The sequence below is a fragment of the Halonotius pteroides genome, from assembly GCF_003605635.1.
Lineage (GTDB): Archaea > Halobacteriota > Halobacteria > Halobacteriales > Haloferacaceae > Halonotius > Halonotius pteroides.
The window spans coordinates 256,754-277,022 of sequence record NZ_QMDW01000001.1 but is presented as its reverse complement, the minus strand read 5'-3'; the positions used below and the strand labels follow the sequence as shown (position 1 = coordinate 277,022).

The window sequence follows — 20,269 nt, the reverse complement described above, 5'->3', positions numbered from 1 at the left end:
GTCTACGGGAGTTGGCCACCGGCCGAATCTGTTTTAGGTTGGACAAAATTTTATTTTGAACTTGCAAAGTTTCTTTGCAATCGAACGGGAACATACGGATATGGGTCTCTTGGTGAACCTGACGTTCGTCTTTATTGCCGGGCTGATCACGGCGTTGGCGACCGGGCTTGGGGCGATCCCGTTTTTCTTTGTCGATGATTTCAGCGACCGCTGGAACGTCGCACTTTGGGGGATCGCCTCGGGGATCATGGTCGCCGCATCACTGTTCGGCCTCGTCAACGAGGGGTTGGCCTACGCCAGCGACGGGTTGCCGACGCTGCTGATCGGTGGCCTCGTTGCGGGGGTTGCCCTCGTTGAGGTTGCTGATCGCGTGCTCGATGCGGCCGATGTCGGTGGCGACGGCGGCCACGATGCGGCGCACGACCACGCGGACGACTCTGACGCTGACGCGGCAGCCGCCGCTATCGATGGCGAGGCACGTACCGATGGCGACGGGGAACCCCACGACCATCCGATCGACGTCGAAGCCTTCGCCGAGGGCGATCTGAAAAAGCTCGTGTTGATTCTGGGGATTCTGACCGTTCACAGCTTCCCGGAGGGTGTCGCCGTCGGCGTCTCCTTTGCGGAACTCGGGTTGGAGGGTGGGGTCGGCGTGCTCGGTATCTCCGTGCCGCTGTTAGCCGTCTTCATGACGGTCGCGATCTCGATCCACAACATCCCCGAAGGCACCGCCATCGCCATTCCGATGCGGGCGATGGGGCTCTCGAAGTGGCGGATGGTCGGCGCGGCGGTGTTTTCGAGCCTCCCACAGCCGATCGGCGCGGTCATCGCCTTTGGGTTTGTCACCTGGGCCGAATCGTTCCTTCCGTTCGGATTTGGCTTTGCGGCCGGCGCGATGGTCTATCTTGTGCTCACGGAGTTTATTCCGGAGGCGTTGGCCACCGGTATCGATCTTCCGCGTCACGGCTACGGTGAGTTGGCGACCGGGATCGCCGCTGGCGTGTTGTTGATGCTGCCGTTGTTGTACGTGTAAACTGCCTCGGGGGCAGGTGGTTCGAGAATCTTCGATTCTCGTCGTTGCCAGACTGCGTCCGGCAGGCAGCCAGAAATCTCCGATTTCTGGCCACATCACGGAAATCTTCGATCTCCGAACGACCCCGTGGCATCCGCCTTGTGAACTCTGTGAACCGTTGTCGACGTTGACGCCTCACCACTCGGCTGCTCGGTGCGGCCACCCGTTTTATGATTGTTGCCACTAGTTTGACAGCAATGAATACCATCCAGAAAATCGGCTTAGGGATCGTTGGACTGATGCTCCTGTTCCTTCTGGTCGGGATGGCTCTCGAAATCCCGTTGTGAGCCGTTTTGATCGCAGTCACCACTCTTTTGATGACTGATCGCGCCAGAACTCACCGCTCGGGGCGTCGGGTCTGAACCGCGCCAGCCAGATCGGTGTTTCTGCACCCTTTTCAGGTGTTCTGGGCGCGCTCCCCTCGGTCATATCGGTCTGAACATAGCCGGGACAGACCGAGTTTGCGAGCAACCCCTGTGTGCTGTATTCGCCGTCAAGATAGCGCGTGAGTCCGTTGAGCCCCGTCTTTGAGATCCGGTAGGCCGGCATTCCGCCAGACTGTGGCTCGGTGATCGCCCCGAGCCCGGAGGAGACGTTGACGACGCGGGGGCCGGGCTGTGGCAACAAGAGATCAAGCGCCTGCTTCGTCAGGTGAATTGGGCCGTGGAGGTTCGTCGACAACGTCTGCTCGATTGTCTCGGTCGGCATCTCGCCCAGCGATTCGCGGCTGTCCATCACGCCGGCGTTATTGACGAGGATATCGAGGTGGCCGGCCTCCTCAGAGATGCGGTCGATGGCCGCGACACGATTGGCGTCGACCGTCACGTCGAGTTCGATTGCCTCGCGGTCGTCGTTACCGATGTCAGCGGTGTCGCGCGCGCCGGCGTAGACGGTCGCGCCCTGATCGACGAGTCCGTCGGCGATTCGCTTGCCGATTCCACGGGTCGCACCGGTGACAAGCGCGACCTGCCCATCCAAGCTGTCGTAGAGAGGAATCTCCATGCAAACGACAGGGCCACAAGCGGCAAAAGCTGTCCGCCCCACTACAGCTCAGACGCTGGCTTCGACGTAGTCGATCGCCGCTGTGTGGGATCGACGTGTTCGATCCACACGACGCTGTCGACGCGATGAGTGTCGATCCCAGCGACCGGCTTGCCCAGCGTGAGCGCATGGCCGAGCTCTGACAGCACCCCCGGGCCGCTGTCGACGGCGATGACAGCACCGCCGTTCAACACAGCGACCGCATTTCGGCCATCGGTGACCCCGGTGGCGATCACCGTCTCAACGAAGGGGGTGGCAGCCGCCGGCTCCGAGCGCAAAAAATACCGATGGTGTGGCCACCGGCCGACCGAGTGCTCCGACAGACGGCGTCGATAACGCCGGTGCTACCGCTACAGATGACCTCGTGGCCGCGGTCGGCACGCCGTCTGCCGAGCGTCTGTGTTGTGACATCCTCCGCTTCGTTGACCGTGCTGCCGCCGATAACGCTGACATGCACATCCTACCTCTCGCCGCTAGGGCTCTCGCTGGTTTTGGCCGTCAAGCTGTCGACCGATTGCAGTCAGAACCCGACACCGTCAACCAGTACCGTTCTCTCGATGTAGGTTTCCAGCTCTTTGTGGAGCATCGATCGGGGGTCATCAGTCCGCGTTGTCTGCTGGAGATTGATGCCTTCGATGGTGGTGACCAGATACTCCGCCATCGTTTCCGGATCGTCAACAGCAAAGACACCCTGCTTGACCCCGGTTTCGATGATCTCGGTGAGGTTCTCGACGAGGGCGGCCGACAGCTCGGTGAACTCGGATTGAAACGCCGGGTTTTGGATCGCTTGGGCTCGCAGCTCCAGATAGGTTGAGAGCCGCGCGTCGGCGTCCGGCGTTCCCTCGGCAGCCGGATACTCGCCGAGCGACACGGTCACGAATGCGTCGAGGTCGCCAACCGGGTCACCGGTGGACTCGATCCGATACCCTCGCTCGAAGTAGTCACGCATATACTCAACGAACGAAAGAAGGATGTCGTCTTTCCCATCAAAGTGGTGATAAAACGTCGATTTCGTCAGGTCAGACTCGTCGGCGATCCGCTGGATTGAGATGCCAGGATAGCCGTGTTTGCGGAGCGCAACAAACGTGGCCATCATGATGGCCTCATGGGTATCAGCTGGGTTGCCGTCAAGCGGTGCTTCGTCACTCATGGATGTGACTTCGCTGTCAGGCCGAAAATAGCTTGGTACCCGTAGCCACGCGACACTGCCGTACAGAGATCGGGGTGACTCAACAGAACACAGCGAAACAGACTTCTGAACAGCTTAGCAGCACTTTAGCAGGCGAGACAGATCCATTGAGCTCTGATTAGGGGCAGTGGCTTTGGATTCGGGTGAAAGTAGGTCTTTCACTCACGAAGTGCCTCAACGGGGCGTTCATTTGCGGCCTTCCAGGCCGGATAGAGCCCGCTAAGGACGCTCGCAAACACCGCAAACCCCATTCCATACAGCAGATATCGTGCACTTTGCCAGCTGAATGCATCAAGCGGACTCCCGACTAAGATCTCGAAGATCACGACCCCAATGGCCGCAGACACCACCACACCAAGGATGCCACCGATCACACCGAGGAAGGCGGCTTCTGTGAGGATCATGCGAAGCACCTCTCCACGCCTGATGCCAACAGCCCGTAGAACGCCGATCTCGCCGCGACGTTCGACAGTGCTCATCAGCATCACGTTGAGAATGGCGACACTGGCGACCACCAGCGAGATCGAGCCGATCCCTAACAGTCCGAGCTGTAAGGTGCCAAGAAACGAATCGACATTCTGCTGGACGGCAGCAAAGTTTCTGACGTTGACGATCTGCTCGTCGTCGTCGTTGAACCACGACTCAATATCGGTTGTCAGGCTCTCTACCGACTGCTCAGAGGTAGTCAAGACAGTCACTGAATCGTAGTGATCTTGCTCGGCCATCGCTGACATCGGGACGACGAGTTCACGTCGCCCACCACCGAACCCCTGCGACGACGACAGGATCCCTTGAATACGGTATAATCTATTGTTATACGATACCGGATCACCGATCTCTAACCCCAGCCGCTCGGCGTCTGATTCGGTGAGTAACGCTCCTGATCGGAGCCGATTTGAGACCTGCCCTCGGCTCACGTTGTACATCGCATCCGCCTTTGTTAGTGCGGTCACCCGGAGCCGTGTTTCAGCCCCGTTTCGGGCCGACAGCGTTGTGACATTGGATTTCTCTGGAACAACCGTTGCATCGCCGGTGACTGTCTCAATGTCGTCGACTTGATCAGCGGTGATCCCATCATGAGAGTGATCCGGCCCCGCAGAGACGGTGACCTCATTTGATAACCCTTGTAGATCCGCGGTGGCCTGTTGTTGGAGGGCTGCCGTCGCCATCCCTAACGATGCGATTGCGACCACCCCGATGAGGATACCGAGTGTCGCCAACGCGGTTCGAACCCGATTGCGGCCAAGGTTCCGCCAGGCCATCAGTACACTCGGGAATCGATGTACGAAGTGTTTGCTACTCATGAGGTAACCGTCCCATCAACCAGTTCAACGACCCGGTCGGCGTACTCGACCAACTGTTCATCATGCGTGACCGCGACAATCGCGATCTCCTCGGTTTCTTTGAGCCGAGTCAACTCATCTAGGATCGTTGCTCCGGTATCTTGATCTAAATTACCGGTTGGCTCATCGGCCAGTAGCACATCGGGCTCGTTGATGAGGGCCCGCGCGATGGCAACTCGTTGCCGTTGACCGCCGGATAGCTGGGTTGGTTGGTGGGATAATCGATCACTCAGCCCAACACGGCCAAGGAGATCAACGGCTCGGTCATGTTTGTCGAGGGTGGGCTCCCACATCGTTGGGAGTTCAACGTTTTCTGTCGCTGTGAGCATCGGAAGCAGGTGATAATCCTGAAAGACGAACCCGATCTCTGATCGTCGTTCCTCCGTTAGCTCATCTGGAGAACAATCCGTGACATCACGACCATTGAGTTGCACGGCTCCCTCAGTCGGCGTGTCAAGCAGGCCAATCATATTAAGCAAGGTACTCTTGCCCGACCCTGATGGACCGATGATCGTGACCATCTCGCCGTGACTGGCCTGAAACGTCACGTCATCAAGGGCGGTGATCAACTCCTCGCCACTCTTGTATTCCTTGACCACATCCACAAGTTCGATGACACTCATTGTCTACGCCACAACACCACCCCGAGGATGCTGATGACTACGAGGACAGCCACACCCCCAATGAGCAAGATTGGTGGCCCACCACCAGATGGTGGTGTGGTAGTCGCTGTCGCTTGGGCTTGTTGTGTTCGGGGGAACCCTGATAGTGAATCTGCCACCGGTATTTGCTGGGTTTTCGTTACCCGTTCGTCATCACGATTCTCTCCGGTCGTGATGTATGTGAGTTCAACCGGCACCGAGTCTGTCCCATTGGCGATGTCAGCGGTGAGCTCATACGTGCCAAATTCACTGGTCTCGATGCCGCCAACATAGTACTCGCCGTTCGGCGGGCTCGGCGAAACCGAGCCTGTCTCTGGAACACGCAATAGCACTGATTCGACATCGGTACCGCCGATATTTGCGGCATCGCCCTCAATGCTGACGGTTCCGCTGCCGGTGACTGAGTTGCTTGTCAGACGCACATCGCCACGGAGATCCGAGTCATCTATTACATCAATGTAAAGTGGCTTTTTATACGTGTGTGATGAATCTCCACCCTCGTTTGACACAGTAATAACCAGATCAAGATGCTTCTGACCAGTGCTGGTAAACGTGACTGAGAACGGGATTGTGAGTTCCCCACCGGGAGCGATCACACCCACATCCTCCGATTGTTGGTATGTATCTAATTCACCGCCTTCACGCAACCACACATACCGCACTCGTACATTTTGGTTATTATTGTTTGCAAGATTCGAGATATTCGCGTCAATCTCAACTGGTTCTCCCGGTTTTGGTTCCTCTACATCTGTTGATATTTCAATTTGAACGGGCGGTGCTGAGGCCGCAGCTGATTGGATGCCTACCAACAGAATGGTCGTGAGTATAATAGCAGTACAGATAACTCGCAGCTTCACACACTGTGAGCCACGTTGGTTGAAATCAATCATGGTGGGTGGTTGATCTTTACATCCGTCATGACAAGGGGTAGGTTACTAGGTTCGTCGTCGCTCATATCACCGGTAGTAGATTCACTCACAAAGTCACATGGGAACTGTTTCACGGTGAGAAACTCGACATCAGCCAGTAACTTGAATGACATTCGACCCGAGAGACGCTTCACACGAACGGCACCGCCAGATGATCCCCATCGGTCTGGGCATATGTTCTATAGACCCCCGAGCTGTCTAAGCGTCAATGAAGCCGTTGGAAAGGCAGACCGATCGGATAGGAGCCGCTCTCAGTCGCTCCGAAGCCCCAACGTTTGAACGGTCGGGAGGCTCCAGTCGAATACCACCGCCACCAACCGCGTCCCGACGGTCACCAGCGCACACACCACCGCAGCGGTACCCGCTGAGACGCCAAGCAAGCCGACGACCCAATAAGCGGCTCCACCGAGGACGGCACAGCTCGCATAGAAGTCCTCAAAGAGAATAAACGGGGGTCGATCTAGCAAAATGTCGGCGACAGCACCACCACCAACGGCGTTGATCGTCGCAATCGCAACGATGCCAAACGCCGACACGCCAGCCTCAGTTGCGACGATGGCTCCCGTCGTCGCAAAGGCAGCGAGGCCGATCGCGTCGGCGACGAGCGTTACCGGATGTGTTTCCGGTGATTCAAGCACGATGCTCAGGGCGATCGCCAAGCCAACGCCGAGAAGTCCCAGGCTGATTTCAATCGGTGATTGCAGGGCCAGCGGGGTTCGTGTCACGAGCAGATCACGTGTCGCGCCACCAGCAAACGCCATAGCAAGCCCGACGATGATGAGTCCAAGCAGGTCGAACTCCTCACGGATAGCCTTCGAGGCACCAACGAGGGCGAAGGCGGTCAAGCCGATCGTATTCATCACCGCAAAGGGATCGCCGAAGAGCAGCCCGAGGGCATCCTGACTCACTGTGTTTGGCTTTGGGGTCAACGCTATTGAGTGGCACGTATCGGTTCTCCTCTCAAATCGTAAACAAGTAAACGATCGCTACTACCGTTGCGCTGATCGTTGGTTCGCACAGCTCGTCAGGAGCTATCGCAGTTATCTATCGCCGCACGACAAGGAGTGTGGTGGCAGCCAGCGAGGGCTGCCGAGGGCCGAACCGCCACGTGATCGCTCAGACCGTTCCAGGGATCCAGACGCCGGTCGGCAACACGCCAGCGACATACAGGAGCCCGACGCCGAACGACCAGATGATGATCGCCATCGCGGGCGGATCGATGTGGGTGCGGCCATGGGCGTAGAAGATCCGCTGGGTGGCCTCGCCGGCCAGCGCGGCAACAACGCCAATCCCACCGGCAAACAGCAGGCCAACGGCGGGTGGAAGGCCAGAGAGCGCGGCCTCACCCGAGGCCGTCACCGCGAGGAAGATCGTCGAGCCAGCCAGGGTGATGTGGTGAGTCACCGGGAACCGCTCGACACCAAGGTTGAGGAACAACAGTGAGGCCGCGCTCAGCCCAAAGCCGAGGAACGGGCTCCCGGTGCGGAAGGCGAGATAGCCCGACGCCAGCCCAGCAGCCAGCCCGATCATGGCGACGTTGGCCCATTTGTACTGCTGTGGCAGCCATGGCTCAGTCGCCAGCCACCCGCTGGCCGATTCGCCGCCGTTTTCGGTGCCGTTGTCGTTGGCGACTGCACCACCGTTGGCAGTCTCCGCAAGGGTGTCACCGCGCTCGAAGGGCCCCATATCGAGCAGGCCCGAGCCCTGTGGGTTACCGATCAGCGCGTAGCCGAAGACTGCTCGGTGAACAAACGCGCTGACGACGATGCTGACCGGGATCGGATCGACCGGGATCAGCAGGTTGCGGGACAGTTGTTCGACGGCAATCCCCAGCAGGCCGAAGGCCCCGCCGACGGCCAGTACATCGGGCTTGGTGCCGAGGGCGAAACCGATATCTTTCGCGTTGTGGAAGTCAAACCCACTCTCCATGTAGCCGCGTTTGGCCGCGTAGGCCGCCGCGGCCGCGCCGCCAGCAAACGAAATATGGGGGCCGAAGACGTGGCCGAAGCCGACGCCGACAAGCCCAACCGCGCCCTCAGGGGCGACGCCGACGATATTGGCCGCCGCGCCGGCGATGACCAACAGCCCGGTCAGAATGAACGCCGGCAGCGCGCCGATGGCGGCACCAAAGGCCCCGCCGGCGAACGCGCCGATCCAGATGGATGCCTCACCGAGGACGGCTGTCACGTCGGCGAGTGAGCCGCCGAAGGCCTGCAGTACCGTGACCGGTTCAACGACCATTCATCGTCACCACCGGTCGCGTGTGTGATCGCTTCTGTCTACTGGGTCTGTACGGTCTGTGTCTCGCTGTATCTATCATGATCGTTCCACCGCGTCCCGAACGAACGTTCGTTTTATTATCAACGTTACGGTAGCGGAGCTATGACGTGGGTGATCATGTACCCATAGCTCAATACGGGGGCTATATGCCTACGCGGCAGACGAAGTACCCCCGGCAACGACGGTGTACAGGCCAAACGTTGCCACTATCGTTCCGGACAACTGCGTCCCGGCCGTGGCGATGAAGCCGACATCGTACAACAGTGGGGCAGCCATGAACCACCCGCCGAAGATCGTTGTGAGGACAGCCGCCGGGAGGCTGACGGTTTCGGTCGCTCGATACAGTTGGACGGATCGGCCGGCAAACACGACGCCCAACACGCCGCTGGTGGTGATACTGCCGGTGTACGCCGCCGACGCCCCTGCGATGATCGGTGAGAGAGCGGCACCAACTGAGCCCACAAGTGCAAGCAGCGTTGCAGCGGTGAGAAACCCGCTTCTGGACGAAGCCATGCGGTTGGCTACGATCTATGCCATCAAAAATCCGTGGCACAATCCAACACGGTCGATCCCTGTGTCTTCGTCGACGGACTACGGTTTAACGAGCACCTTCACCGCCTCACGGTTGTCCATCGCGGCGTACCCCTCCGGAACGCCGTCGAGATCGACTGTCTTCGTGAAGATCGGCGACGGGTCAAGCGTCCCCTGCAACACGTCGGCCATCAACTCCTCAGCGTAGGCGCGGACGGGGGCAACGCCGCCGTTCAGCGTGACGTTGGCGCGGAAGAACGGTGCCAGATCGAGGCCGTCGCCGAGGCCGTGAGGCACGCCGACGTAGCCGACGGTGCCGCCGGGACGGGCGACGCCGATAGCAGTCTCCATCGAGGAGGTCGCGCCGACACACTCCATAACGTGGTTGACGCCGCCGTTTGTGAGCTCGTGGACGCGCTCGATGGCCTCGTCGCCGCGTTCGCTGACACAGTCGGTCGCGCCGAACTCCGCGGCGATTTCGAGGCGATCCTCGTGGTGGCCCATCGCGATGATCCGCTCCGCGCCGAGTCGCTTAGCCGCCAGCACGCCACAAAGCCCGACCGCGCCGTCGCCGATGACCGCAACGGCCGACCCCGCCTCAACACCCGCGCTGACGGCGGCGTGGTGGCCGGTGCCCATCACGTCAGTCAACGGCAGCAGCGAGCGAAGCGTGTCTTCGTCGTCGGCATGGCGGTCAGGGACGCGAACGAGCGTCCCGTCGGCTTCGGGACATCGGACGTACTCGCCTTGCGCGCCGCCGTTGCCGCCGCTCCAACTGTCCTGATTCACACAGGAGGTATGCAGTCCCTTCCGGCAGAACTCACAGCGGCCACAGCTGATGAAAAACGGTGCGAGCACGCGATCGCCGGGATCGATGGAGACAACATCGTCGCCGACTGCCTCGACGATCCCCATCGGCTCGTGGCCGACCCGAGAGGGCACCTCGCGGTCGCTTTCGCCGCGATAAAACCAGAGATCGGAGCCACAGACCGCGGTGTGGGTAACACGAACGATTGCGCCACGCGAGGAATCGAGTTCCGGTTGTGGGACAGATTCAACGCGGATGTCGCCGGGGCCATGGAAGGTAGCTGCGCGCATACTGGCTAGGTGTGTTCAGCAATGAAAAACCCATCTGTCGGCCGGATCGGCTGTGCCCCCCGGTTTTAACCCGTATTAGACAATGATATAATCGTGCTACTTACACTACTGCAAGTTCCGACCAGTCTGGATGGCCTCCTGACACAGTACGGGAACGTCGTCGTCGACTTCGGGATCACAGTCATCACGTTCCTTGTGACGTTCCTGTTGCTGTACCGAATCGGCAAATCGGTGCTTGTCCGGGCAACAAAGAGGGCACTCAACGCACGGGAGTTCTCTTCGGCGGTCGTGAGTCTTGGCTCAAGCGTCGCCGCCGTGCTCGCGGTCGTTGGTGCCGTCGCCATCGCCGCGACGGTCGCCGGCTTCCCAGCGATCCTCTCGGCGTTTGCGACGCTGGCCGGCGCGCTCGCGTTAGGAGTGTCCTTTGCCGCCGGCGACATCATCGAGAACTTCGTTGCAGGGATTTTCATCCTCAAGGACAAGCCATTTCTTGTCGACGACTACATCGAGTGGGATGGCAACAGCGGTATCGTCCGGGAGATCAACCTCCGGGTTTCGAAGCTTGATACCTTCGACAACGAGCAGCTCACCGTCCCGAACAGCGACCTCGCCAACGCGGTCGTCACCAACCCTGTCGCCAATGAAACCCGCCGTGTCACCGCCGACTTCGGCATCGAGTATGGGGCCAGCATCTCGGATGCCAGAGCGGCGATTCTTGATGAAGCCAGCAAGATCGATGGCGTGCTTGCGGATCCGGAACCGTCCGCGCCGGTGACCGGCCTTGGCGACTCAGCGGTCGTCCTAAACGGCCGTGTCTGGATCGACCCCGCAGAGACCGGTGCCGGTGGTGTGAAGCACACACTCGTCGAGAACGTCAAGCGTCGCTTCGACGCCGAAGGGATCGGCATGCCGTACCCCTACACGGAACTCACCGGCGAGATCGATATCAACAGCCGCGACATCGAGACTTCGCCCGCCGACGACTGACCGCGCTCACTGCGCTATCGCCGCTTTGGACTGGCCGCGCTGTTGTTTTTTCGCTACTGTACACCCTCGCCTGCTCGGAACACCGCCCACCGCCAGTGGGTTCGTCGCGGTGGCGGTACTTCTATTATCATCGGTCGCCGTTGTCTGAGGGAAGTCATCTATGGAACTCTCAGAGCAACTCCTCTGTCTGTTCAGCGCGTCTGTGAGCGAATCCGCCGACGGCTACACGGTCGAGGTGCCGAAACGCGAGGTCGAAACCGGTGATATCGAGGTTGGTGAAAGCTATCGGGTGGCGTTGATCGACGGCACCGACACGACAGCGTCGACGACAATCGATGACTCTTCGACGACCAGCGGCGACCGTGGCGAGCCACAACCGCCCGTCGAGCCCGGTGAACTTCGCTACGTCGAGATCGAGGATATCGGCAAACAGGGCGACGGGATCGCCCGTGTCGAACGCGGCTACGTGATTATCGTCCCCGGCGCGGAGATCGACGAGCGCGTCAAAATCGAGGTCTCGGAGGTCAAATCCAACTTCGCGGTCGGCGAGATCATCGAGGAAGAGTTCTAATTACTCGACGACCCAGTAGGACACCGAGGCCACGCGGTCGCCGCCGCCCGCCGAGCCGACCGCCCGATCGAGTTTGCGGAACGGGCGAGCGAGTCGCGTCGGGAGGCTACGGTAGAACCCATACGGCAAGACGAAATCGTGGGTGGCGTCGACGAGGTCGACACCGGCGTCGGCCAGCAGGCTCTCGACGGCCTGCCGGGAGTAGAGCCGCGAGCCCATCGGCAACAGCCAGTTGTACAGCACGCGGCTGCTTTCGAGATTGAACGTATCAAACAGTACCGGCCCCGCCGAGACACGAGCCAGCTCTGTAAGAAACGTTACCGGCCGGTCGGCGAGATGGAAAAATCGCATCGCGAAGACGGCATCGAAATGATCGTCGGGAAACGGCAGCCGCGCCGCATCACCGCGCATGAACTCGACGGTGTCGTCGACGCCGACAGCCTGTGCTTTCTCGCGGCCTTGTGCCAACATCGCATCCGACACGTCGAGGCCGACAATGTCGGCACCCAACTGTGCCAGCATGACGGTAAATCGGCCGGTGCCGCAGGCAACCTCAAGGATCTCCTTGTCTGCGACCGGCCCCAGCGCGTTGCGAACGGCTGTTTTTTCGCGGCGATCGATGAACTGCCCACCGCCGGAAAACCGCTTGTCGTCGTAGGCCTCGGCGATCTCGTCGGCCTGGTACCACTCGGTGCCTTTCACGCTGGCGGCAACTGCTCACCCGAGGGATAAAACCGTACTGGATACGCCCCACTAACGGAGCGATCCTGGGGGCTACGTCGGGCGGTCGCCGACAGACGGAATCCCACGTTTGTGACCTTATACAATATATATTTACCGGCGCAATATGGAGACAACCTTTACCACTGGCCTCGGCGGTGAGATAAATATGAGCACTAGTCCGATCGAGGCTAACAGTCCAGTTCGACTCTCAGATGCCGAGTTCCGCGAGCGGCTCCGGGAGCTACCGCCGAGTGCAAAACTTATTGCCAAGGTGCTTGAGGGCGACGAACCACTCTCGCAAGGCGAGCTTGCCGAGGAGTCGTTGCTGCCGGATCGGACGGTGCGATACGCGCTCAACCGACTGGAGGAATCAGAGCTGATCGGCTCCCGGTACAGCTTCAAAGACGCCCGCAAACAGGTCTACTACCGTAACACCTGAGCGTCAGGCTCAATCAGATGGTGTCGCCGCTGATCACCCCTTTTATATAGCAGCCGGTGTAGTAGACCGGATATGGATCTCTCGGTCGTTGTCCCTACGCTCAACGGGCGCGACCAACTGGGTGCCTGTCTCGATACGATCGCCGATCAGGCTCCCGACGCGGACGTTGTCGTCGTTAACGGCCCCTCGGCCGACGGCACCACCGGCATGGTCACCGAGCGAGCGGACGTTGATGTTCTCGTCGAAGTCGCCTCTCGTACGGTCAACGTCGCCCGCAACGCCGGCATCGACGCCGCCAGCGGCGACGTGATCGCCTTCCTCGGCGACAACCTTCGGCTCGAATCGGACTGGCTGCCCGCGGTTGTCGACGGCCTCACCGAGGCCCCGGTCGTCACCGGCCCAACCCACCGAACGCTCCGCGGCGGCGTCGCCACCGAATCAACCGAGGAGGTGACGATCGCCGGTCGCGGGGTGACAGCAATCGCCGGGCATAATGTGGCGTTTCAGCGACGTGTCTTGGAGGCTATCGACGGCTTCGACGAGTATCTTGAAACCGGCGGCGCGTGGGACGTGGCCCATCGGCTGGCGGCCACCGATCACGCCGTCGCGTGGCGGCCCGACATGAGCGTCCGCCGCGAGTTCGAAGCCGACGGCGGGCGTGCCGACCCCGATTGGGGATGGACGTATCGCGCGTTGGCCTACCGGCTGGTGAAAAACTACGGCCTTCGGCCGACGGTCGCCCGTCGCACGCTGTCACACGCCGCCAGCGACGCGATCACCGCGGCCCGCGACGTGATCCGGGGTGACGCCGAGCCGACAACGTGGTTTGCCACCGGCCGGCAGGTCATTACCGGCATGTTGACCGGTGGCTCTGATGGGCTTGTCGCTCGTGCCCGCGACCGGAGTGAGGCGCACAACCCACACGGCCTCTCAAAGCGGGCCGACCGCGCGGTGACAAGATACGAGTTTGGCGACACGAGTCAGTAGCTCAGACATCAGCACCGGCCGCAAAGCCGGGAATGAGTCGGCTCGGGTTTCGATTGAACACGCGCGTCATCGCGTCTTCCGGCAGATCAAGCGTAAGAATCTCCATGACGGCAACGTTCGGATGGACATCGGGGGTGCCGCTGCCGAAGATGATCCGGTCGGGATGTTCTTGGAGGCCGCGTTCGAGGATATCTCGGGAGCGAACCGCACAGGTATCGAGATAGAGATGGTCGTACTCATCGAGCAAGGCGAGCGCAGTTTTCATCCGCGATTCGGCCATTGGGTAGCCGCCAAAGCCAGCAAGCACGACAGGATACCCATCGTTCAGCAGCGTGTCGGCAGCCGCCGATGGTGGGAACCCGTCTCGACAGTAGACGACAACAGGAAGGTCGACATCCGCCAACTCCTCGCGTACCGGCGCTTTCGGGAGGCCGTCGTTGATCGGATCGAGCACGAAGCCGTGGAACCGGTCATCGTAGGCGTACTGCTCGATGTCGCCCGGACGTGTATGGTGGGTCTCACGGGGCGCGTAGAGGTTTCGAAACGTCGAGATCGGACTTTCGGCGGCCGCCAGCGGGCCGTTAAGTCGGGCGAAGGCGAGAAACGGGCGGTCGACGCTGAGCCGCGCGACAGCGTTGTTCGCCCGTACGTAGCCGATGTCGCTTGGACGGCGGGTCGGTGAGACGGCTGTGCGGACGACGCCGGCTTGGTGACACTCCCGTTCGAGTCGGTCGGGGCCCACATTGTGCCCGTGGGTGGAGACAGCCACCTCGTCGTGGTCGAGATGCCCGTGGATGTCGACCACGCGGAACCCATGTTCCAACTCTAGCATTGTCTGACGGTTACGGGCGGCCCACATAATTGTTGTAGACCCTTTGGGCCGAATCGACCATCTCTGACAGTACACACGCGGCAGATCTACGTGGGTATGTGACGATCCCACACGCCGCCTGCTGGCGATTTGCGGTATCGAAGGTCGATGGATTTATATAGAACTGCAAACCATCATTCAACGAGGCGATTTTACATGGCACAACGACAGCAACCGATGGTAATTCTCTCGGAGGACAACGAACGAACGCAAGGCGAGGACGCCCAGGATTCCAACATCCGGGCCGGCAAAGCCGTCGCCAACTCGGTGCGGACGACGCTGGGCCCGAAAGGGATGGACAAGATGCTCGTCGGCTCCTCGGGTGATGTGACGATCACCAACGATGGGGCGACCATCCTCAACGAGATGGATATCGAGCACCCTGCCGCACAGATGCTCGTCGAGGTCGCCGAAACCCAGGAGATCGAGGTTGGCGACGGGACGACGACCGCGTCCGTGCTTGCTGGCGAACTGCTCGCTGAGGCTGAGGAACTGCTTGATCAAGATCTCCACCCCACCGTCATCGTCGAGGGCTACCACGAAGCCGCCAAACTTGCCCACGAGGCGGTTGACGACCAGACGCTCGCTGTCGATCTCGACGACGACACCCTAGAGGCGGTTGCCCGTTCTAGTATGACCGGCAAAGGCACCGGTGATGTGACCGTCGATACCCTGGCGGAACCGGTCGTCAGCGCGGTCCAGCAGGTCGCCACCGACGCCGGTGTCGACCGCGAGGATATCCACATCCACACCCACCCCGGGGCGTCGACGAGTGCGACCGAACTGATCGAGGGCGTTGTCATCGACGAAACGCCGCTTGACGACGCAGCCCCAAGCCAGCTTGCGGAGGCGACGACGGCGATCCTCGATACGGACCTGGAGTTCGATACCGGCGAGGCCGACGCCGAGTACAACATCACTGACGTCGATCAACTCAACGAGGCTATCGCCGCCGAGGAGGAGGAGCTAGAGGGGTATGCTGACGCGATCGTCGACGCCGGGGTTGAGCTCCTGTTTGTCACCGGCGATATCGACGACCGTGTCGCCAGCCACCTCGCTGCCGAGGAGATCGTCGCCTTCGAGGATATCGGCTCCTCGGATGCCGACGCCATCGCAGCGGCAACTGGTGCCCGCCAACTCGGTACCCTTGAGGACATCGAGGACGCCGATCTCGGCACCACCGCCGCTCTGAGCGTCGAGACCTACGGCGAAGACGAGTTCACCTTCGTCGAAGGTGCTGATGCCGCCCACGTCAGCCTCTTCGTTCGCGGCAGCACCGACCACGTTGTCGACGAGCTTGAGCGCGCGCTCAACGACGCCCTCGATGTTGTCATCGCCGCTCTCGATGCCGGCGGCGTCGTCGGCGGCGCGGGCGCGGCTGAGGTCGCGATCGCCGACCACGTCCGGGGTCACGCCGCCAGCGTCGAAGGCCGGAAACAGCTCGCCATCGAGGCCTTTGCGACGGCGGTCGACGAACTGCCGCGCACGCTTGCCGAAAACACCGGCATGGATCCGATCGACGCGCTCGTTGACCTGCGAGCCCGCCACGACGCGCAAGGACGCGCCGGTCTCGTTTCAACCGGCCGTTCGGGCACGGTTGGCGACCCGGTTGAGGAGGATATCCTCGATCCCGCAGCTGTCAAACACGAGGCCGTCGACTCCGCGACCGAGGCGGCGACGATGATCCTCCGCATCGACGACGTGATCAGCTCGGACGGCTAACGCCGCTCGTTGCCGCCCCGATGGCGGTCACGGCTCGTTCCCGTTTTTTTGTTGCACATGTTTAAGTGAACAGGGCAGCACCCGTTACTAACAGCAGTTTAGTCGGTAAACCACCGCGAGCCCGGGCTACCCGACTACGGCGTACCACACAATGACAGAGGATCCACCGACCGATGACGACTACGATATCGAGCCGATCAGCACCGGCGTTGCTGAGCTCGACAAACTCCTGCATGGCGGATACATTCGGGGTCGCACCTACCTCGTACAGGGTGTCTCTGGCACCGGGAAATCGCTGCTTGGCCAGCATTTTCTCGAAGCCGGCCTCGAAGCCGGCGAGACTGTCGTTTACATCCACGGCGAGGAATCAAAAGCCGATATCGTCCTCAACGCCGCCCAGCTGTCGGTTGATATCGGCGACGCCGAATTTCTTGACATCGGCCCTGGCACCGACTTTTTCGCCGAGGATATCTCCTATGACCTCGTCGAGACCGCCGAGGTCGAGTCCGAACGCTTCACGAAGGATATCAAGGAGGTCATCGAGTCGGTCGATCCCGAACGCCTTCTGATCGATCCGATCACCCAACTGCAGTACGTCGAACGCGACGAATACCAGTATCGCAAACGCCTCCAGTCGCTGATCCGGTTTCTCCGTGATCGGCAGGTGACGACTGTCGCCACACGGACGGTGAGTCGGGGGGTTCCGCACGGCAGCAGCTACGACGACTTCGAGTCGCTCAGCGATGGCGTGGTCAACCTCTATCTGGATGAGAGCGAACGCCGCATCGCCGTCCCGAAACACCGCGGCCTCGGACAGGCCGACGGCACCCACGGCCTTGAGATCCGCGACAATGGCATTGAGATCTATCCACAGACGATCCCCGACCACGACGACCGACCCTTCGATCCGACACTGATCACGACCGGCCACGAGACGTTGGACTCGCTGCTCGGCGGTGGGATCGAACGCGGCGCGGTGACGTTTATTGCTGGGCCAACCGGGATCGGCAAATCGACAACCGGTGCGCAGATGCTTTCGGGGATCGCCGCCGACGGCAGACCCGCCCTCGGCTATCTTTTTGAGGAGTCGATCGATCAGTTCACCTACCGGTGTGAGAACCTCGGGATCCCGATCTCCGAACTTCGCGAGACAGGCCAACTTCATCTTACCGAGGTTGAACCGCTGGTGCGGTCGGCCGAGGAGTTCGGTCAGTACGTCGTCACCGAGGTCGAAACGCACGATCCGGCTGCCGTCTTCATCGATGGACTTGCGGGCTACACGATCTCCTTGCAGGGCGACGATCAGCGGCTTGTCCGCCGGCTTCACGGGCTCACCCGGGTACTCAAAAACCACAACGTGGCGACGATCATCACCGACGAATCCGATGCCTTGACCGGCTTTCCGAAGGCTACCAGCACGAACACCAGCTACATCGCCGACAACATCGTCTTTCTCTCGTATGTCGAGGTCGACGGCGAACTCCAGCGGGCGATCGGCGTGCTGAAAAAGCGGCTCGGTGACTTCGACAGTCGGTTCCACCGGTTTGCGATCGAAAGCGAGGACGGACTGCAGATCACCGGCCCCTTCGAGCACGTTCACGGGATCATGCAGGGAACCAGCCACCGATCGGAGTGACGTGACGATGCGTGATACCCCCACGGACAGCATCGATCGACTCCAGCTCATTGTTGCCAACGAGGCCGACCGCGAGGCGATCCGGACGATGCTCAGCGAGCGATACGATGTCATCATTGCGGAGGAGCTACAGGCTGCCGACTGCTACCTCGTTGATGATCGTAGCCTGCCGGCCTACCGCGAGGCGATCAAACAGCAAAAGGCCGAGTTGGATCCGACGTTTCAACCGCTGTTGTTGCTCCGCCGAGAGTCCGCGACCGAGACGGCTCCCCGGTTGGGAGCCGACAACGGTGATGATGACCTGCCATTGATCGATGAGGTGGTCACCGCCCCGATCGACCAGGCGACACTGCACCGCCGCCTAGAGAACCTCCTTGTCCGCCGCCGACAGTCCGCCGAGCTCACTCAGCGGTACGCCGACATTCAGACCCGGTTCGAACGCCTCTTCGAGGCAACTAACGACGCGATCCTTGTGCTTGACGCGGAGTCGCTGCGCATCACCGCCTGTAACCCAGCCGCCAGCGACCTGCTTGGCTACTCGCGGCCAACGATCCTCGACACAGAGCCGTCTGAACTGCTTGCCACCGACCAGCCCGATGCCCTCGCGGCGTTGTTCGAGGATACGATCGCGGCCGGCGACGCCTGGACGGACGGGCTCACCTGCCGGACGAACGCCGGCGAGGAGCGGGCGATCGAAATCTCGGCGACGACCTTCGAAACCAGCGACGAGCTGTCGATCTTGCTGTCGATCCGTGACATCACCGAGCGGAAAGCCTACCAGGAGGAGCTAGAGCTCAAAACACAGGCGATCGATGGCGCGCCGATCGGTATCAGCATCAGCGATCCGTCACAACCGGATAATCCGCTTGTCTACGTTAACGATGGCTACACGGAACTGACCGGCTATTCAGCGTCGGAAGCGACCGGCAGAAACTGCCGGTATCTTCAGGGGCCGGGCACCCGCGAGGAGCCGGTCGATAAGCTGCGGCAAGCCGTCGATACCGAGGAGCCGGTCACCGTTGAGCTCCGTAACTACCGCAAGGATGGAACGGCGTTTTGGAACCAGGTAACGATCGCGCCCGTCCGCAACGATGGGGAGGTCGTCAACTGGGTTGGCTTCCAAGAGGATGTCACCGAGCGCAAGGAGCGCGAACAGGATCTCCAGCTGTTCCGTCGTGCCGTCGAAAACGTCGGGAGTGCTGTCGTGATCACCGACCGCAACGGCGACATCGAATACGTCAACCCTGCGTTTGAAGCGCAGACCGGGTATAGCCGCACGGAGGCTGCCGAAGCAAACACCAACCTGCTGGCCTCGGGCACGCAGTCAGATGAGTTCTACGAGGAGCTTTGGGAGACGATCCTCGGCGGTGAGGCCTGGGAAGCAGAGCTGGTCAACCAGCGCAAGTCCGGCGAGCTCTATCATATCGAACAGGAGATTGCCCCCATCGAAAACAGCGTCGGCGACATCACCCATTTCGTCGCCATTGAGACCGACGTGACTGACCGCCAACTCCGGGAACAACAGCTGTCCGTGCTCAACCGGATTCTGCGGCACAATCTCCGCAACGGGATCAATGTCATCGAAGGAAACGCAACGCTGTTGTCGGAGACAGTTGCCAACGAGGAGGCCCGCCGATTTGTTGCGGCGATCGAGGAGCGAGCCACGGCGCTTGCGGCCCTCAGCGAGAAGGCATCGACGGTACGGTCGCTGTTCGAACAAGAACCGCCGACCGATGCTCGGTATCAGCTTGCGGCCCTCCTTGCGGCGATCACCGCAGCGTTCGAGGAAGCACACTCCGAGGCGGCGATCGAAACCGCACTCGCCGAGCCGCTGGCGGTGCGAGCCGACAGCCGTCTTCGAGTCGCGCTTGCGGAGTTGTTGACGACGACGCTCAGCTACAACGACGAAGCGACCCCAGCGATCACGGTGACAGCCACGCCGGCCCCCAACAACCGCGGCGAGGAGTGGGTCGAGATCACGGTCACCGACAACGGCCTCGGGATCCCGGAACACGAGTGGCAGGCGATCGAACAGGGAGAGGAGACCCAACTCCAGCACGGCAGCGGGCTCAGCCTCTGGCTCGTCCACTGGACGGTCTCGCTGCTTGGTGGGGAAGTTCGAATTGAAGAAAGCGATATCGGCACGCAAACGGTGTTGACGCTGCCGCGAGTGCCGGCTGACGAATAA

Annotated in this window: 19 protein-coding genes and 1 pseudogene; 8 read left to right on the top strand and 12 right to left on the bottom strand. The window is 60.9% G+C overall.

The genetic code is table 11. The annotated features are described in order from the left end of the window. The first annotated feature begins 100 nt into the window (after nucleotides 1-100). Nucleotides 101-1,033, top strand: coding sequence for a ZIP family metal transporter (locus tag DP106_RS01375; RefSeq protein WP_120082775.1), 933 nt, complete (start codon nucleotides 101-103; stop codon nucleotides 1,031-1,033). A 342-nt stretch (nucleotides 1,034-1,375) separates the two neighbouring features. Here DP106_RS01375 and DP106_RS01370 read toward each other — a convergent pair whose 3' ends face one another. The 10 genes and pseudogenes from DP106_RS01370 to DP106_RS01325 all read right to left on the bottom strand — a co-directional run bounded on the left by DP106_RS01370 (nucleotide 1,376) and on the right by DP106_RS01325 (nucleotide 10,145). After that, nucleotides 1,376-2,074, bottom strand: coding sequence for an SDR family NAD(P)-dependent oxidoreductase (locus DP106_RS01370; RefSeq protein ID WP_120082774.1), 699 nt, complete (start codon nucleotides 2,072-2,074; stop codon nucleotides 1,376-1,378). Nucleotides 2,075-2,115: 41 nt separating this feature from the next. Then, nucleotides 2,116-2,570, bottom strand: a pseudogene (locus DP106_RS16495) (SLOG cluster 4 domain-containing protein). A gap of 63 nt (nucleotides 2,571-2,633) precedes the next feature. Further along, nucleotides 2,634-3,263, bottom strand: coding sequence for a TetR/AcrR family transcriptional regulator (locus DP106_RS01360; RefSeq protein WP_120082773.1), 630 nt, complete (start codon nucleotides 3,261-3,263; stop codon nucleotides 2,634-2,636). 197 nt (nucleotides 3,264-3,460) lie between these two features. Next, nucleotides 3,461-4,606, bottom strand: a complete 1,146-nt coding sequence (locus tag DP106_RS01355; RefSeq protein ID WP_120082771.1) for an ABC transporter permease — start codon at nucleotides 4,604-4,606, stop codon at nucleotides 3,461-3,463. Beyond that, on the bottom strand, nucleotides 4,603-5,268 hold the full coding sequence (locus DP106_RS01350) for an ABC transporter ATP-binding protein (protein WP_120082770.1): 666 nt from the start codon (nucleotides 5,266-5,268) through the stop codon (nucleotides 4,603-4,605). Before DP106_RS01350 ends, DP106_RS01355 begins: the two co-directional genes overlap by 4 nt. After that, the gene (locus tag DP106_RS01345; RefSeq protein ID WP_165857792.1) at nucleotides 5,265-6,164 is read right to left on the bottom strand and encodes a COG1361 family protein; all 900 of its coding nucleotides are present in this window, start codon (nucleotides 6,162-6,164) and stop codon (nucleotides 5,265-5,267) included. Before DP106_RS01345 ends, DP106_RS01350 begins: the two co-directional genes overlap by 4 nt. A 323-nt stretch (nucleotides 6,165-6,487) precedes the next feature. Beyond that, a complete protein-coding gene (locus tag DP106_RS01340; RefSeq protein ID WP_120082768.1) occupies nucleotides 6,488-7,144 on the bottom strand; it encodes a trimeric intracellular cation channel family protein in 657 nt (218 codons plus the stop codon). Nucleotides 7,145-7,352: 208 nt separating this feature from the next. Next, nucleotides 7,353-8,477, bottom strand: a complete 1,125-nt coding sequence (locus DP106_RS01335; protein ID WP_240625302.1) for a hypothetical protein — start codon at nucleotides 8,475-8,477, stop codon at nucleotides 7,353-7,355. A gap of 189 nt (nucleotides 8,478-8,666) precedes the next feature. Next, nucleotides 8,667-9,029 (bottom strand): hypothetical protein, encoded by a 363-nt coding sequence (locus DP106_RS01330; protein WP_120082766.1) that lies wholly within the window; start codon nucleotides 9,027-9,029, stop codon nucleotides 8,667-8,669. A 78-nt stretch (nucleotides 9,030-9,107) separates the two neighbouring features. Continuing rightward, nucleotides 9,108-10,145 carry a zinc-dependent alcohol dehydrogenase family protein gene (locus tag DP106_RS01325; protein ID WP_120082764.1) on the bottom strand — a complete coding sequence of 346 codons (1,038 nt, stop codon included), beginning with the start codon at nucleotides 10,143-10,145 and terminating at the stop codon, nucleotides 9,108-9,110. A 93-nt stretch (nucleotides 10,146-10,238) separates the two neighbouring features. On the opposite strand from DP106_RS01325, the gene DP106_RS01320 reads away from it, so the two are divergent. Together DP106_RS01320 and DP106_RS01315 are read left to right on the top strand one after the other, a co-directional pair. Further along, the gene (locus tag DP106_RS01320) at nucleotides 10,239-11,132 is read left to right on the top strand and encodes a mechanosensitive ion channel family protein (RefSeq protein WP_240625301.1); all 894 of its coding nucleotides are present in this window, start codon (nucleotides 10,239-10,241) and stop codon (nucleotides 11,130-11,132) included. Between the two features lie 160 nt (nucleotides 11,133-11,292). Continuing rightward, on the top strand, nucleotides 11,293-11,703 hold the full coding sequence (locus DP106_RS01315; RefSeq protein WP_120082763.1) for a TRAM domain-containing protein: 411 nt from the start codon (nucleotides 11,293-11,295) through the stop codon (nucleotides 11,701-11,703). On the opposite strand, the gene DP106_RS01310 is transcribed toward DP106_RS01315, so the two are convergent. Continuing rightward, nucleotides 11,704-12,405, bottom strand: coding sequence for a class I SAM-dependent methyltransferase (locus tag DP106_RS01310; RefSeq protein ID WP_120082761.1), 702 nt, complete (start codon nucleotides 12,403-12,405; stop codon nucleotides 11,704-11,706). Between the two features lie 187 nt (nucleotides 12,406-12,592). Between DP106_RS01310 and DP106_RS01305 the strand changes: the two genes are divergently transcribed. Then, nucleotides 12,593-12,865, top strand: coding sequence for a MarR family transcriptional regulator (locus tag DP106_RS01305; RefSeq protein WP_120082806.1), 273 nt, complete (start codon nucleotides 12,593-12,595; stop codon nucleotides 12,863-12,865). Between the two features lie 72 nt (nucleotides 12,866-12,937). Beyond that, complete coding sequence (locus tag DP106_RS01300) at nucleotides 12,938-13,852, top strand: glycosyltransferase family 2 protein (RefSeq protein WP_120082759.1); 915 nt, start codon at nucleotides 12,938-12,940, stop codon at nucleotides 13,850-13,852. 1 nt (nucleotide 13,853) lies between these two features. On the opposite strand, the gene DP106_RS01295 is transcribed toward DP106_RS01300, so the two are convergent. After that, nucleotides 13,854-14,684, bottom strand: a complete 831-nt coding sequence (locus DP106_RS01295; protein WP_120082757.1) for an amidohydrolase family protein — start codon at nucleotides 14,682-14,684, stop codon at nucleotides 13,854-13,856. A gap of 195 nt (nucleotides 14,685-14,879) precedes the next feature. Here DP106_RS01295 and thsA point away from each other — a divergent pair, with 195 nt between their 5' ends. From thsA to DP106_RS01280, 3 genes are all read left to right on the top strand, one after another. Continuing rightward, the gene (gene thsA / locus DP106_RS01290; RefSeq protein ID WP_120082756.1) at nucleotides 14,880-16,445 is read left to right on the top strand and encodes a thermosome subunit alpha; all 1,566 of its coding nucleotides are present in this window, start codon (nucleotides 14,880-14,882) and stop codon (nucleotides 16,443-16,445) included. 151 nt (nucleotides 16,446-16,596) lie between these two features. Further along, on the top strand, nucleotides 16,597-18,081 hold the full coding sequence (locus tag DP106_RS01285; RefSeq protein ID WP_120082754.1) for an ATPase domain-containing protein: 1,485 nt from the start codon (nucleotides 16,597-16,599) through the stop codon (nucleotides 18,079-18,081). Between the two features lie 7 nt (nucleotides 18,082-18,088). Continuing rightward, nucleotides 18,089-20,269 carry a PAS domain S-box protein gene (locus DP106_RS01280; RefSeq protein ID WP_133305082.1) on the top strand — a complete coding sequence of 727 codons (2,181 nt, stop codon included), beginning with the start codon at nucleotides 18,089-18,091 and terminating at the stop codon, nucleotides 20,267-20,269.

Bases quoted from the DNA above. Each gene is read 5' to 3' on its own strand.
- DP106_RS01335 (WP_240625302.1), bottom strand. From the start codon at position 8,477: ATGGTCGTTGAACCGGTCACGGTACTGCAGGCCTTCGGCGGCTCACTC.
- DP106_RS01355 (WP_120082771.1), bottom strand. From the start codon at position 4,606: ATGAGTAGCAAACACTTCGTACATCGATTCCCGAGTGTACTGATGGCC.
- DP106_RS01330 (WP_120082766.1), bottom strand. From the start codon at position 9,029: ATGGCTTCGTCCAGAAGCGGGTTTCTCACCGCTGCAACGCTGCTTGCA.
- DP106_RS01285 (WP_120082754.1), top strand. From the start codon at position 16,597: ATGACAGAGGATCCACCGACCGATGACGACTACGATATCGAGCCGATC.
- DP106_RS01300 (WP_120082759.1), top strand. From the start codon at position 12,938: ATGGATCTCTCGGTCGTTGTCCCTACGCTCAACGGGCGCGACCAACTG.
- DP106_RS01325 (WP_120082764.1), bottom strand. From the start codon at position 10,145: ATGCGCGCAGCTACCTTCCATGGCCCCGGCGACATCCGCGTTGAATCT.
- DP106_RS01305 (WP_120082806.1), top strand. From the start codon at position 12,593: ATGAGCACTAGTCCGATCGAGGCTAACAGTCCAGTTCGACTCTCAGAT.
- DP106_RS01280 (WP_133305082.1), top strand. From the start codon at position 18,089: ATGCGTGATACCCCCACGGACAGCATCGATCGACTCCAGCTCATTGTT.
- thsA (WP_120082756.1), top strand. From the start codon at position 14,880: ATGGCACAACGACAGCAACCGATGGTAATTCTCTCGGAGGACAACGAA.
- DP106_RS01360 (WP_120082773.1), bottom strand. From the start codon at position 3,263: ATGAGTGACGAAGCACCGCTTGACGGCAACCCAGCTGATACCCATGAG.
- DP106_RS01315 (WP_120082763.1), top strand. From the start codon at position 11,293: ATGGAACTCTCAGAGCAACTCCTCTGTCTGTTCAGCGCGTCTGTGAGC.
- DP106_RS01350 (WP_120082770.1), bottom strand. From the start codon at position 5,268: ATGAGTGTCATCGAACTTGTGGATGTGGTCAAGGAATACAAGAGTGGC.
- DP106_RS01370 (WP_120082774.1), bottom strand. From the start codon at position 2,074: ATGGAGATTCCTCTCTACGACAGCTTGGATGGGCAGGTCGCGCTTGTC.
- DP106_RS01375 (WP_120082775.1), top strand. From the start codon at position 101: ATGGGTCTCTTGGTGAACCTGACGTTCGTCTTTATTGCCGGGCTGATC.
- DP106_RS01295 (WP_120082757.1), bottom strand. From the start codon at position 14,684: ATGCTAGAGTTGGAACATGGGTTCCGCGTGGTCGACATCCACGGGCAT.